Source organism: Azospirillum formosense, assembly GCF_040500525.1.
Lineage (GTDB): Bacteria > Pseudomonadota > Alphaproteobacteria > Azospirillales > Azospirillaceae > Azospirillum > Azospirillum formosense_A.
Window position 1 is genome coordinate 799,934 of sequence record NZ_CP159404.1, and the last position, 13,436, is coordinate 813,369.

Here is a 13,436-nt window from a genome sequence, read left to right on the forward strand (position 1 = left end):
TCGACGCCGTGTTCGAATGGCTCCGCGCAGGGCAGCGCGCCCCTCCTGAATTGTGAAGATCCGGAAACAGTCTTGGCCGCCAGGGTCGAAGATTCTGTTTTCTTGGTTAATAGATCCTCACACCTGTTCTTCCAAACGGTCTGATGCCACGCGGCGTTACTAGCCGCCATCCCGCCCTTCGATGCCAACCGACAGAACCGATGCGCCCGGATGCGGGCGTATAGCCATGCCGTGATTATCAGGACATAGTGAGGTTGTGGTCATATAGGCCGTTTTTTATATAAGGTCGCACGAAATACATAGGTATTTCGAAAAAAAGTATATCCAGTTCGTTCACACGTAGAACTTGGCGAGCGTCCCTTGAGCAAAACGCGCAAGGGACGTGATATGCAGCAAAGAGCGCAACCTTTGGGGGATATCCCCACCGGAACGGCGTCGGATCGTCGGCGGGAAACGAAACGCCCCTGGCCTTCCCTGTCCATGGCTGGATCGCCGCGACTCCTCTCCCGCAGCGGGGACGACCTCCACCAGCTGGACGATTCCGGCCTTCTGGAACGCATCGCGACCGGGGACCAGACCGCCTTCTGGGTCTTCTGGTGCCGCCATCACACCGACCTGTTTTGGACATACCATCGGTTGTGCAAAGGAAACAGGCAGGAGATTCACGACTGCCTGAGCGGGCTCTGCATCAACCTGTATGAATCCCTGCCCCTTTACGCGCGCTCCATCATCAAGGCGCGCACCTGGCTGCGGCGCACCGCCATCAACCATTTCATCGACCGGCACCGCGCCCACCAGCGCCATCCCGTCCTGGTCGGCTCCCTCATCGAGATCGCCTCCATCGCCGACGTTTCCAGCGGACGGGACGCCATGGACCCGGAGCGCACCAACGCCGACCGCGCGCTGCTCGCCAAGGTCCTGGAATCGCTCGACGGCATCCGGGACGAGCGGATGCGGCAGGCCGCCCGCATGCGCTTCATCGAGGAGCAGCCCTACGCGGACATCGCGGCGGAGCTGTCGATCTCCGAAGAGCTGGCCCGCAAATGGATCCAGCAGATCCGCAGCTACCTGCGCAGCGCGGTTCCCGATCACCGCGACCTACTGGCGAAACCGCCGCCCGACACCCCCCAGGCGCGGCGCGCCACCAAGCACGGCGTTCTGACCAGAACGCGTCCCCCCAAGACGATGAAGCCGGCGCCGTGAGCCGCCGCGCCGCACGCCCAAGCGCGGCCGATCCCACGACCATTCCCAAGCCTGGCGACCGCCGTCAGGACGCCAACGACCGGAGCCATCCATGCCCGACCAGACCATGCCCGCCCCCGCCGTCCAACCCGCCGACCGCAAGGGCGCCAAGCCGATCAACCTCGCGCTCCAAGGGGGCGGCGCCCACGGCTCCTTCACCTGGGGCGTGCTCGACCGCATCCTGGAGGATGGGCGCCTGAGCATCGACGGCATCGTCGGCACCAGCGCCGGCGCCATGAACTGCGCCGTCACCGCCTATGGCCTGACCATCGGGGGTCGCGAGGGCGCGCGGAGCAAGCTGCGCGAATTCTGGCGCCGCATCTCCGACGAGGCGAAGAAGGGGCCGCTCCAGCCGACCCCGCTCGACAAGATGTTCAGCAAGGGGAACATGGACTTCTCCCCGCTCTGGCAGATGTTCGACGCGCTGTCGCGCATGATGTCGCCGTACGAGCTGAACCCGATGAACATGAACCCGCTGCGCGACGTGCTGTCGGACGTGGTGGATTTCAAGCGGCTGCGCAAGGCGCCGGCCTGCAAGACCTTCATCGCGGCGACCGACGTCTGCGCCGGCCGGCTGAAGGTGTTCGGCCCGAAGGACATCTCGGTGGAGGCGGTGCTCGCCTCGGCCTGCCTGCCCTTCCTGTTCCAGGCGGTGCAGGTCGGCAACGCCTTCTACTGGGACGGCGGCTATTCCGGCAACCCGCCGCTGTTCCCGCTGATCGATCAGTGCGACAGCCGCGACATCCTGGTCGTCCAGATCAACCCGGTCCGCGTGCCGGTGCCGCCGCGCACCGCCCGCGAGATCATGGACCGCGTCAACACCCTCAGCTTCAACTCCAGCATGATGCGCGAGCTGCGCGTCGTCGACTTCGTCTCCAAGCTGATCGACTCGGGCGAGCTGAGTCCGGACAAGCACAAGAAGATGCACATCCACACCATCGACGCCGAAGAGGTGGTGGAGAAACTGGGCGTCACGAGCAAGCTGAACGCCGACTGGGACTTCCTGATGTACATGTTCGAAACGGGCCGCCACAAGGCCGAGGAGTTCCTGGACCAGCACTTCGACAAGATCGGCCGGGAATCCTCGACCGACATCAGCGCGAAGTTCCTTGCATGACGGGAACGCGGACGGGCCGGCGGGGCAGCACCACCGTCTGGGCGGACATCGATCTGCACGCCCTCGGCCGGAACCTGGAACGGCTGCGCCGCAGCCTTCCCGGTCAGGCGGTCTTCGGCGTGGTGAAGGCGGACGCCTACGGCCACGGCGCCGGGCCGGTCGGCCGGGCGCTGCAGCGGTTCGGGATCGACGGGCTGGTGGTCGCCGACATGGGCGAGGGCATCACCTTGCGGCGGGCCGGGATCACCGCCCCCATCCTGGTGATCGACCCGCCGTTGCCCAGCCAGCTCCGATTGCCCGCCCTGCACCGGCTGGGCGCCACCGTCACCAGCGCGGCGGAGGCGCGGGCGCTCGCCACCGCCGCCAACCGCGCCGGGCGGACGGTGGAGGTGCATGTCCGGGTGAACACCGGTTTCGCCGGCTTCGGTGTGCCGCGGGCGGAGCTGACCGACCTGCTGGCCGCGGTGGCCGCCGCGCCGGCTCTGCGGCTGGAGGGCCTCTACACCCACCTGTCCGGCTCCTACGGCCCCGATGAGGACGGCGGGCTGGCGGAGCTGGAGCGCTTCGGCGAGGCGGTCGAGGCGGCGCGGGCCGCCGGGCGGCTGCCGGCGCTGGTCCACGCGCTCAGCAGCCCGGCCCTCGGCCGGCCCCTGCTGACCGCGGCCGCGGCGCGCATCGGCTGCACGGCGGTGCGCTGCGGCGCCGCCCTGTTGGGCATCCGCATGGCCGACGGGGACCCGCCCCTGCCCCTGGCCCCGGTGATGAGCGTGAAGGCCCGCGTCTCCCGCGTGACGGCGCTGGAACCGGGCGACGTCGCCGATTACGCCGCCACCGGCGCGGCGCCGCGGCGCACGCCGGTGGCGGTCCTGCCTTTCGGCTTCGCCGACGGCCACCACCTGCACCGGCTGGCCGGCGGGGTCCTGCTGATCCGGGGCCGCCCGGCGCCGGTCCTGGGGCGCCCCTTCATGAGCAGCCTGCTGGCCGACGTGACGGACATTCCCGGCGTCCAGCCAGGCGACGAGGCCGTCCTGATCGGGCAGCAGGGCGATCACCGGATCACCGCGGAGGACGTCGCGGCGCGGTCCGGGCTGCGGCCCAGCGCGGTCCCGCTTCTCGGGCCGCGGGTCGTCCGCCGCTACCGGTCGAGCACCGCGAGGGAGGACCGGACGGAATGAGCGAAGCTGTCCCGCCGTCTAGCCGCCGAGCCCTTGCCGACGAACCGGAAGCCGCGGCGCTGACCCGCCGCGGCTGGATGGCCGGGGCCGCCGCCGCCGGTCTCGGCGCCCTCTGCGCGGCGCCCACGGCCCTGGCCGCCCCCCGACCCTTCCCGTCGGTCCGGGAGGTGCCCCGGCGCTGGCGGATCGGCTACGCCGAATCCATGCCCTACGGCAATTACGCCGCGACGCTCGCCGCTATCCTCGGCGAACTGGAGCGGATGGGTTGGACCGGCCCGCTGACGGGACTGCCCTACCGCCCGGGACAGACCGACACCGCCAGCCTGTGGTCCTGGCTGTCCGCCCGCGCCGGCAGCCCGGTTCTCGACTTCGTCGCCGACGCCCACGCCACCAACCTGACGGCCGAGGGCGCCGCCGCGCTGGTGCGGCGTCTGCAGGACCCGGGCGACATTGACCTGATGATCGTCATGGGCACGGTCTCCGGCGTCGCACTGGCGACCGACGCGCACCGGGTGCCGGTCCTCGCCTTCTCCTGCACCAACCCGATCGCCGCCGGGATCGTCGAGTCGGAAACCGACACCGGGAGCGACCATGTGTGGGCGCATCTCGACCCGCGGCGGTTCCAGCGCCAGCTGTCCATCTTCCACAGGACCTTCCGGTTCCAGCGGCTGGGCATCGCCTACGACGACAGCCCGACGGGGCGGGCCATCGCCTCGCTGCCCGACATCGAGGCGATGGCCGAGCGGACCGGGTTCGAACTGGTGGAGCGGCACGTCCGCGCGCCGATCGACCACCTCGACCAATACCGCTACGAGGTCGAGCTGACCGACGCCTGGGAGGCGCTGTCGCGCGAGGCGGAGGCCGTCTACATCACCTATGGGCGCTGGCCGCTGGACCGCTTCTCCGCGCTGGTCCGGCCCTTCCTGAAACAGCGCATCCCGACCTTCTCGCAGCTCGGCCCCGAGGAGGTGGAGCGCGGCGCGCTGATGAGCATCGCCCGCGCCGACATGGCAGGCATCGGCCATTTCGGTGCCGCCACCATCGCCCGCGTCATGGCCGGCGAACCGTTGCGCCACCTGCCGCAGGTCTATTTCGACACGCCCTCCATCGCCTGGAACGCCGCGACCGCGGCGGCCATCGGCTACCGCATCCCCTTTCCGGCGCTGCTGGCGGCGGATTCACTGCACGGAGTGCTCTAGCCATGGCCTCGTCCGGCGCCGCGCATGGCCGATCCGGCCCCCTCCGCGCCTTCTTGGTGTCGGTGCTTCTGGTCGGGGTGACCCTCGCCTTCAGCCTGAGCATCAATCTCGGCTCCGTCCGCCAGAACCACGCGGGCACGCTGATGGCCGCCTTCGCGGTGGTCGGCGGCAAGACCGTCGAGAACGTCCAGGACGCGCTGGGCTACGGCAAGCCGTTGGACGACTTCTACGGGCTGGAGGCGATCCTGGACCAGCTCGCCGCCACCCTGCCCTGGGCGCGGGGGATCGGGGTGGTGGTGGCGGACGGGCGCGTCGTCGCCACCGCCCGGGGCCGGCCCGTGGAGCCGGCGCCGGAGGCCACCCTGCGTCGCGCCCGCGCCGAGCTGGAGCGGCGCCCCCATTGGTTCCGGCACGATGCCGACAACGGCACCTACGCCCTCTATCTGCCGATCCGCATCCCCGGCGCGGCGGAGCGGGACGGCCGGACGGCCGACGCTCCCGCCGGCTTCCTGATCATCCAGTCCGACAGCGCCAGGGTGGACGACCGCGTCGAGGAGTTCCGCGACCGCACCCTGCCGCAGCTCCTGTGGACGGGGCTGGGGACGGTCGGCTTCCTCGGCCTGACCGGTCTGGTCATGGCCTTCGGGCTGCGCCGCGCGCCGGAGGGGCGCCGGGTCCGGCTGGAGCGCCTGCGCCGGCTGCTGGCGCTCGGCGCGATGCTGGTCGCACAGACCGCGGCGGCGGCGGAATGCTACACGCTGATCTCCACCGCCCATCTGGAGGCCGCCGAACAGGCGACCCAGATCGTCGCCCGGATGATCCGCAACGACGTCGAGTCCGTGGTCCGCCGCGGGCTCGACTACGGGTCGCTGGCCGGGGTTGACGGCTATTTCGACCGCATCCGCGCCAGCATGCCGACCCTGCAGACCATCGAGCTGGCCCTCCCCGGCGCCACCCCGCCGAGCCACGACGCCCGCCACATCGTGGCCGGCGTCCCCTTCCTGTCGGACATGCCGGACGTGACGCTGCGCTGGCCGCTCGCTCAGGACCGCGGCGGCGAGGCGCGCGAGCTGGTGGCCGTCGTCGACGGCGACCGGGTGGCCGCCCAGCTGACCGAGTTCGGTCTGGACATGGCGACCATCCTCGTCACCTCGCTGCTGTTCATGTTCGAGATGGACCGCGTGCTCGGCGGACGGACGCGGATGGCCCGCCGCTCGGGCGACGGGCGGGCCGAACCGGGCGAGGCCGACCCGCCCAGGCCCGCGCCGGGCGCGACCGGCGATTTCGCCGGCTCCATCCGCTTCTCGGCCTTTCTGATGTATTTCGGCGCCTTTTTGCCGGTGTCCTTCGTCCCGCTGCTGATGAGCAGCTTCGGCGGGGCCCCCTTTCCCCCGCTGTCGCCGTCCCAGATGGCCGCGGCACCCCTGACGGCGGAAATGCTGTGCGGGGTCGCCGCGGCGCTGGCCGCCGGACGGCTGACCGGCCGGTTCGGCTGGCGGGCGGTCTCGCTGGCCGGCTTCGCGGCGGCGGCGGCGGGCATGGCGCTGGCCGCCGTGGCGGCGATGGCCGCCGACCCGCTGCTGTTCGTGATGGCCCGCGGGCTGAGCGGAGCCGGCGGCATGACCGGGCTGATCGCCGCGAACGCCCTGATCGGGCGGCTGCGCGGGGTTTCCGAAACGTCCGCTCTGCAATCGGGGCTGTTCGCCGGCATGTATGCCGGGGTGAATTGCGGGGCCGTGTCGGGCGCCCTGCTCTCCACCACCTACGGGCCGGTGACGGTGTTCGCCGGGGGGGCCGTGATCCCGGTCGCCGGGCTGCTCTACACCGCGTTCGGCGTTCCCCGCCTGCCCGGAACCGTCCCGCCGGATGTTCACTGCGCGCCGGCGGCGCTCTCAACGCCTTGCGGGACGGTCCAGCCGCGGCGGCGGCGCATCAAGGTGCCGCTGTTCCTGGCGCTGATCTCCCTGCCCACCGCGGTGGCGGCGATGTTCCTGCCCTTCTACCTGCCGCTGTTCATCGCGGACCTCGGCCTGTCGTCGGCGACGGTGGGCCGCGCCTACCTGCTGCACGGCCTGTGCGTCGTGCTGGCCGGGCCGCTGCTGACCCGCATGGCGGCGCGGCGCCTGCCGATTCCGGGGGTGACGCTGCTGTCCGCGGCGATGATCGCCGGGGCGCTGGCCCTGTTCGGTCTCCAGGCGTCCCTGTGGACGGCCTTCGCCACGGTGTTCCTGATCGGCCTCGCGGAGAGTTTCGGCCTGTCCGCCCAGATCCGTCACGCCGAGCTTCTGGCGGCGCGCGAGGCGCGGCGGCGCGACTCCGTGCTGGCCCTGCACGTCAACGCCCGCAAGCTGGGACAGGCCGCCGGTCCGCCGCTGTTCGGCACGCTGGCCGCCGCCGTCCCGCTGGGCGCCGGACCGCAGGGTGTGGGAATGATCGGCGGGCTGCTGGCCGCAAGCCTGCTGCTCTTCGCCCTTCTGACATGGCGGCGGACCGTCCCGCACCGCACCGGGCGGACGCGGACGGAGAACGGACGATGACCGGGCTGCGCTTCGCCCGCCTGACGCCGGACGCGCTGCGCGCCGTCCTGGAATTGCAGCGGGAGGCCTGCGGCCCGCTGATGCACCCGCTCACCGAGGCCGAGCTGTCGGACATGCTGGCCGGACCGCGAATGGACCGCGGGATGGTGCTCGGCGCCCTGACCGACCGCGCGCTCGCCGGTTTCCTCGCCGTGCAGTTCCCCGGCCGGTCCGCCCACAATCTGGGCCGTGACTATGGTCTTCCGGACGGGGACCTCGACCGGGCGCTGCACTTCACCGGCATCCTGGTGCATCCGGACCGGCGCGGGCAGGGCCTGCACCGGCGCCTGATCGAAGCCGCCGCCCACGGGGCGCTGCCGCCGGAGCGGCACCGCTACTGGTTCGCCACCGTCCGGCCCGAGAACACGGCGAGCGTGCGCGGCATGCTGTCGGTCGGCATGCGCGTCTTCGCGCGCAAGCCCAAACACGACGGGCACGACCGTCTCCTCTTCGTCCGCGACCTGTCCGCCCCGGGCGGTGGCTGAGGCCGCCTTGTCATCGTCGCCACCGCCCTTCTGGCCCTCCGGAGACCGCCCGATGTCCCAAACGCCGTACCGCATACGCCTGCGCGTGGGAATCGCGCTGGCCTTCCTGCTGACGACGGTGCCGCTGATCGCGGTGATGCTCAGCTACCTCTACCACGAGAACTCCCGCACCGCGCTGGAGGTGGCGTCGCAATCCATCGCGCGCACCACCCAGACGGTCACCAACGACCTGAACGGTCTGGTCAGCCCGGTGGCCCGCGTCGCCGAGGCGATGGCCGGATTCGGGCGGATCGACCGGAACGGGCTGCGCCGCATCGAATCGCTGCGCTACTTCTCCGACGCCCTGGCCACCCTGCCGCAGCTCGCCTCGCTCTATGTCGGCTTCGCCGGGGATGGGGCGTTTTTCCAGATGGCGCGGCTGGCCCCCGACGGCGGGCGTTTCGGCCCCGCCGCGCCGCCGCCGGGCAGCGCGCTCGCCCTGCGCATGCAGGATTCCAGTTCGGGCCGGTTCGCCGACTCCTATTTCTACCTGCGCTCCTGGGGACAGGTCACCGGCGTGGAGCGGGCGGAGGCGACGGAGGACCCGCGCACCGCCCCCTGGTACGTGACGGCACAAACGGCCGGGGCGGCGGTGATGTCCGACGCCTTCGTTCTGCCGGCGACCCGGCGGCCGGTGGTCACCGTCTCCTACCGGATGGCCACCGACGACGGGGTGCCCATCGGCACCATCGGGGCCGACGTCTCGCTGGACCGGCTGGCGGCCCGGCTGGACGCCCTGCGCATCGGCCCCTCCGGGGCGGTGTTCGTGATCGACGGCACCGGGCGGGTGATCTGCCACAACCGGGCCGATCTGCTGGTCGGCGGCGACGGCGCTGCGGTGGCGCTCCACACCACCGCGTCCTTCCCCGACCCGGTGCTGGCCGAGGCGGTGGAGCGCCGCAACAGCGGGGCCGGCGACCGCTTCATCGCGCCGCTGGGGCCGCAGGGCCGCGACTACATCGTCGAGTTCGCGACCCTGGCCGACGGGATCGGCAGCGGCTGGACCGTCGGCGTGGCGGTGGAAGTGGACGAGTTCGTCGGTTCGCTGCGCCGCGCCACCTACCGCATCGTCGTGATCGGCGCCGGGCTTCTGGCGGTGTCGGTGCTGCTGCTGCTCTGGCTGTCGCACCGGCTGACCCGCCCGATGCAGGACATCGTATCGGAAACCAAGCGCATCCGTCATTTCGACCTGACCGGCCGCTTCGCCGTCCGCACCCGCGTGCAGGAGGTGGCGGAGCTGGCCGGCGCCGTGGAGGCCATGAAGGGCGGGCTGCGCCGCTTCGGCGCCTATGTGCCCAAGGCGCTGGTCCGCGACATCATCGTCACCGGCGACGGCGGCGAGCTGGGCGGCGAGACGCGCGCCCTCAGCATCCTGTTCAGCGACATCGCCGGCTTCACCGCGACCAGCGAGTCCATGCCGCCGCAGCAGGTGCTGGACCGGCTGACCACCTATTTCGAGCGGATGACCGCCTGCATCCACGGCCATGGCGGCACCGTGGACAAGTTCATCGGCGACGCCATCATGGCCTTCTGGAACGCCCCGCGCCCCGATCCGGACCACGCGGAGCACGCCTGCCTCGCCGCGCTCGGCTGCCTGTCGGTCAACCGCGCCATCAACGACGCCTGCCTCGCCGCCGGGATGCCGCCGATGCCCACCCGCTTCGGCCTGCATCTGGGCGAGGTGGTGGTGGGCAACGTCGGCTCCTCCGACCGCATGCAGTACACCGCGCTGGGCTCCCACGTGAACCTCGCCTCGCGCATCGAGGGGCTGAACAAGGTCTACGGCACCAGCATCCTGGTCACCGGGGCGGTGGAGCACGCGGTGCGCGGGCGCTTCCTGTTCCGGCCCATCGATCTCGCCGTGCCCTCGGGCCTGTCGTCGCCGATCGAGCTGTTCGAGCTGGTCGGCGCGCTCAACCCGCATTCGGCCTTCGCCCGCCCGCCGGAGACCCACGACCTGTGCCGCCAGTGGCACGTCGCCGTCTCGCTCTACCGCGGCCGGCGGTGGTCGGCCGCGCTGGACCTGCTGCGGCCCCTGGCCGACGAGCCGGAGGTGGCGGCGCTCGCCCGGCTCTACATCGCGCGCTGCGAACGGTTGATCGCCGATCCTCCCGGCGACGGCTGGACCCCCGCCGAGCATTTCAAGACCAAGTAACCGGAAGAGGACGCGATGAGAAGCAGATGGACGGCGCGGCTGATGGCCGCCTGCACGGTACTGGCGCTGGCGCTCGCCGCCGCCGGGGTGTCCGCCGAGACGGTCATCAAGCTGGCCCACCCCAACCGCAACGACGCCTTCGACAACACCGCCGGGGCGATGGCGATCGTGTTCAAGAACCATGTGGAGGTGGTGACCGAGAAGCGCGTGCGGGTGGAGATCTTTCCCGAGGGCCAGATGGGCCGCGACGGTGACGCGGTGAAGCTGGTCCGCCAGGGAACCATCCAGTCGGCCATCTCCTCGGTCGGCGGGGTGGCGCCGCTCTACCCGATGCTGGCGGTCATCGACCTGCCCTTCGCCTATTCCTCGGTCGCCAACGCCTACGACGTCTTCGACGGCCCCTTCGGCCACCGGCTGGCCGAGGAGATCCGGCGCAAGGCGGGGCTCGCCGTGCTGGGCTTCGGCGATCCGGGCGGTCTGTTCACCATCACCAACTCCAAGCGCCCGATCCGCCAGCCCGAGGACATGAAGGGGCTGAGGATCCGCACCATGGATCTGGAGACGCACCGCACCATGATCGGCAGCCTGGGCGGCACGCCGGTCAACGTCGCCTGGTCGGACCTCTACAACGCGCTGGGCACCGGCGCGGTGGACGGCCAGATGAATCCGGTGCCGATCGTCCGCTTCGCCCGCTTCGACGAGGTGCAGCGCCACCTGACGCTGAGCAACCACCTGTTCCTCCCCTATGTCTGGGTGATGAACGCCAGATTCCTGGACGATCTCGCCCCCAGCGACCGCGCGGCGGTGCTGAACGGCGCGCGTCTGGGCGTCGTCGCCAGCCGCGGCCTCAGCCGCCTGATCGAATCCTCCGACCGCGGCCTGCCGCCGCTGGCGCAGCGCATGGAGGTCCACACGCTGACCCCGCGCGAGGCGGAGGCGTTCCGCAAGGTCACCCAGCCCGCGGTGCGGCAGGCCATCGAGCGGCGCTTCGGCGCCGAGGGCGTGGAGATGCTGGCTGCCTTCGAACGGGCGATCTGCGAGGAGCGGACGCCGTAGACGGCGCAGCCGGACGGTCAGCTCATTCCATCCGCCGGACCGCTCCGCCGGCCAGAGCGCGCAGCCGTCCGGCGCGACCGTGTCCCGCCCCGTCGCCCCCCGCATCGCCCCCTGTATCGCCCAATGCGCTCACCGCCGCCGCGATCACCGACAGCCGCCGCGCCAGCGCCCATTCCGGCGCGCAGGCCTCCTCGCACAGCGCCCGCATCTCCGCGATGGACGGGCGCCATTTCTGCGTGCGGCGCCAACTCCGCGCCGCCGCATCGACCGCCCAGGCCGGGAATTCGCCGAGGTCCTCCGCCCAGTCGAGCGCGACCAGATGCTCCACCTCCGGCGCGGTTCCCTTGGCCGGGTAGTGGCTGAGCAGGGCCAGGACGCGGGCCAGCAGACGGTCCGGCGACGCCGGGGCCAGGATGGAGCCGGTCAACTCGTCAAGCGCCCGCCGCGCCATCAGCGCGTGCTGGGCGGTCACCCCGTCGGGCGGGCTCCACTCCTCCGTCACCCCGTCGAATCCGCGGTCGCCGAAGCGCGGCCGGCACTCCAGCCGTCCGGAGCCGAGGACATCCCGGAGGGGCGCCGGCAAGGCTGAAACCAGCGCGACGCGGCGCTCGGCCGCGGGGGCGGCGGGGTCGAAGGCCAGCGGTGGACGGGTCGGCAGGGGAGTCACGACCGATGGGCCCGGCTTCCCGGGCGGTGCGCAACGCGGCTGCATGGCCATGATGTTTCGTTACCTCCAGACGGGCTTGCGGGCTTGCGCGCCGTGGTCGTGGGCGGCGCTGAGCTTCGCCGCGGCGGCCATCCAGGCGCCGAGCTTCTGTTCGGGAACGGGCGCGGTTGCTGCCGGCCTGGTGACGGGAACGGGACCCGCCGGGCGGAGCATCGGCGCCCGGCCGGCGGCGGCGTCCTGCGTCAGCCACGCTTTCCAGGCGGCCGCGGCGTCGCGGTAGCGGTAGCCGTGGGCTTGGCAGCGCAGCCGGAATCCTTCGGCGTGGCGGTCGAGGTCCACGCCGGCGAAGCGGCTTTCGGCCCAGGCGCGATCCCCGGCATCCGGCATCCAGCCGTCCGGAACGGCCTGTGCAGGCCCGCGCGAAGCGTGCGAGTCCGGAGTCTGTTCGGATTCCGGCTGTTTCTGTCGCACCGGCGCACACGGGGAGTCGGTGGGAGCGACATGCATGGCCGGCGTCTGCACAGGGGGCGTGGCGGAGGGCCCGGCAGGCGTCGTCCTGGCCCGGTCGTCCTCCGTGCCGGCCGTCGGAATCGCTCCGTCGCCGGGGACCAGCCGCAGCCGGTACAGGCAGGACAGCCGCCCGCCCGAGGCGGAGCGGCGGGACTCCCTTGCGATCACCCCGGATTCGGCAAGATGGCCGAGAATGCGGTTCACCGTGCTGCGGCTGCGCTTCAGCGCCGTGGCGAGAGTCGCCTGGGACGGCCAGCATTCGCCGCGGGCGTTGGCGTAGGTGGCCAGCGCCGCCAGCACGGCCAGACCGTCGGCGTCGATGGCGGGGTGGCCCAGCCACCAGGCCGGAATCCGGCCCCAGCGCCCGTTGTCGGCGGGCGGGCCGGATTCCGGCGTGTCGTCCAATGCTGTGTGGTCGCGGGGTGTCATGATGCGGTCTCCGCAAGGCGATCGGGACCGGCTCCGCACGGACGGCGGGCCGGTGGCTTTGCGGATCAGGATTCCCAGCGGCGCGCGGCTCTTCAAACCGCGGGCTATCGCTCCATAGCCGGGCATGGAGCGGTAACCCGCGCCGTTGAAGCCCTGGCCCGCGCTCCTGGAGCCTTTGCCCGCCGTCATGGAGCGATTGCCCGCGCTTCATCCCCGAATCGGAATCCTGGAGCGGAAACCCGCGCCCCTGGAGCGATAGCCCGCGCCCCCGGAGTCGGATGCATGGAGCCATAGGCCGCGGCCGGAGCGCCGGATTATGGAGCAACAGCCCGCGGTTCGGGGGATGATCCTTCGCCCATCATGGAGCGATAGCCCGCGTGTATGGAGCGATAGCCCGCGCCCTGCCCCCCTCACCCGTGGCCGGTGGTAGCCCGGCGGCGAGCAAGGGATGGAGCTTTTGCTCGCGCTTCCCCTCCCCGCCCCCTGGAGTTCCGACTCGCGGCCAGACTCGCAGGCAACGCGCGGCCATGGAGCGATAGCCCGCGCCCTGCTCCCCGTCCGCGTCCGTGTTGGCACGGAGCGATTCGCATCGGGGACCGGAGTCGCGGACAGAGTCGAAAGATGTCAACGCCCTGCCGGCAAAGCGCGGGTTGTTGCTCCATAACCGCGGGCTATCGCTCCATGGGCGCGGGCAAAGGCTCCATACCGAAGGAGGTCGCCCGTCACGAAGCGGTTGTCAGGGCGCGCCCGCCGCCGCATGGTCATAGACGGGCAAGGAGGGATTGG

At 71.5% G+C, this 13,436-nt stretch carries 10 protein-coding genes; 8 read left to right on the forward strand and 2 right to left on the reverse strand.

Annotated features, from left to right (window positions below):
- Positions 1 to 480 precede the first annotated feature (480 nt).
- The 8 genes from ABVN73_RS24200 to dctP all read left to right on the forward strand — a co-directional run bounded on the left by ABVN73_RS24200 (position 481) and on the right by dctP (position 11,044).
- Positions 481 to 1,203, forward strand: a complete 723-nt coding sequence (locus ABVN73_RS24200; protein ID WP_353861127.1) for a sigma-70 family RNA polymerase sigma factor — start codon at positions 481 to 483, stop codon at positions 1,201 to 1,203.
- A 91-nt stretch (positions 1,204 to 1,294) separates the two neighbouring features.
- The gene (locus ABVN73_RS24205; protein ID WP_353861128.1) at positions 1,295 to 2,359 is read left to right on the forward strand and encodes a patatin-like phospholipase family protein; all 1,065 of its coding nucleotides are present in this window, start codon (positions 1,295 to 1,297) and stop codon (positions 2,357 to 2,359) included.
- Entirely contained in the window at positions 2,356 to 3,534 is a 1,179-nt protein-coding gene (alr, locus tag ABVN73_RS24210) for an alanine racemase (RefSeq protein WP_353861129.1), read from the forward strand. Before ABVN73_RS24205 ends, alr begins: the two co-directional genes overlap by 4 nt.
- A complete protein-coding gene (locus ABVN73_RS24215) occupies positions 3,531 to 4,733 on the forward strand; it encodes an ABC transporter substrate binding protein (protein WP_353861130.1) in 1,203 nt (400 codons plus the stop codon). Before alr ends, ABVN73_RS24215 begins: the two co-directional genes overlap by 4 nt.
- A 2-nt stretch (positions 4,734 to 4,735) precedes the next feature.
- Positions 4,736 to 7,270, forward strand: a complete 2,535-nt coding sequence (locus ABVN73_RS24220) for an MFS transporter (protein ID WP_353861131.1) — start codon at positions 4,736 to 4,738, stop codon at positions 7,268 to 7,270.
- Positions 7,267 to 7,794: a GNAT family N-acetyltransferase gene (locus ABVN73_RS24225; RefSeq protein ID WP_353861132.1), complete on the forward strand. Its 528-nt coding sequence runs from the start codon at positions 7,267 to 7,269 to the stop codon at positions 7,792 to 7,794. Before ABVN73_RS24220 ends, ABVN73_RS24225 begins: the two co-directional genes overlap by 4 nt.
- A 52-nt stretch (positions 7,795 to 7,846) precedes the next feature.
- Positions 7,847 to 9,988, forward strand: a complete 2,142-nt coding sequence (locus ABVN73_RS24230; protein WP_353861133.1) for an adenylate/guanylate cyclase domain-containing protein — start codon at positions 7,847 to 7,849, stop codon at positions 9,986 to 9,988.
- 15 nt (positions 9,989 to 10,003) lie between these two features.
- Positions 10,004 to 11,044 carry a TRAP transporter substrate-binding protein DctP gene (gene dctP, locus ABVN73_RS24235; protein WP_353861134.1) on the forward strand — a complete coding sequence of 347 codons (1,041 nt, stop codon included), beginning with the start codon at positions 10,004 to 10,006 and terminating at the stop codon, positions 11,042 to 11,044.
- 22 nt (positions 11,045 to 11,066) lie between these two features.
- Here dctP and ABVN73_RS24240 read toward each other — a convergent pair whose 3' ends face one another.
- Positions 11,067 to 11,711: a hypothetical protein gene (locus tag ABVN73_RS24240; protein WP_353861135.1), complete on the reverse strand. Its 645-nt coding sequence runs from the start codon at positions 11,709 to 11,711 to the stop codon at positions 11,067 to 11,069.
- Positions 11,712 to 11,771: 60 nt separating this feature from the next.
- On the reverse strand, positions 11,772 to 12,650 hold the full coding sequence (locus tag ABVN73_RS24245; protein ID WP_353861136.1) for a helix-turn-helix domain-containing protein: 879 nt from the start codon (positions 12,648 to 12,650) through the stop codon (positions 11,772 to 11,774).
- Positions 12,651 to 13,436: the final 786 nt, after the last annotated feature.

What these genes read in the sequence shown, in the direction of transcription:
- ABVN73_RS24200 (WP_353861127.1), top strand. Translation starts at nt 481, where the DNA reads ATGGCTGGATCGCCGCGACTCCTCTCCCGCAGCGGGGACGACCTCCAC.
- ABVN73_RS24205 (WP_353861128.1), top strand. Translation starts at nt 1,295, where the DNA reads ATGCCCGACCAGACCATGCCCGCCCCCGCCGTCCAACCCGCCGACCGC.
- alr (WP_353861129.1), top strand. Translation starts at nt 2,356, where the DNA reads ATGACGGGAACGCGGACGGGCCGGCGGGGCAGCACCACCGTCTGGGCG.
- ABVN73_RS24215 (WP_353861130.1), top strand. Translation starts at nt 3,531, where the DNA reads ATGAGCGAAGCTGTCCCGCCGTCTAGCCGCCGAGCCCTTGCCGACGAA.
- ABVN73_RS24220 (WP_353861131.1), top strand. Translation starts at nt 4,736, where the DNA reads ATGGCCTCGTCCGGCGCCGCGCATGGCCGATCCGGCCCCCTCCGCGCC.
- ABVN73_RS24225 (WP_353861132.1), top strand. Translation starts at nt 7,267, where the DNA reads ATGACCGGGCTGCGCTTCGCCCGCCTGACGCCGGACGCGCTGCGCGCC.
- ABVN73_RS24230 (WP_353861133.1), top strand. Translation starts at nt 7,847, where the DNA reads ATGTCCCAAACGCCGTACCGCATACGCCTGCGCGTGGGAATCGCGCTG.
- dctP (WP_353861134.1), top strand. Translation starts at nt 10,004, where the DNA reads ATGAGAAGCAGATGGACGGCGCGGCTGATGGCCGCCTGCACGGTACTG.
- ABVN73_RS24245 (WP_353861136.1), bottom strand. Translation starts at nt 12,650, where the DNA reads ATGACACCCCGCGACCACACAGCATTGGACGACACGCCGGAATCCGGC.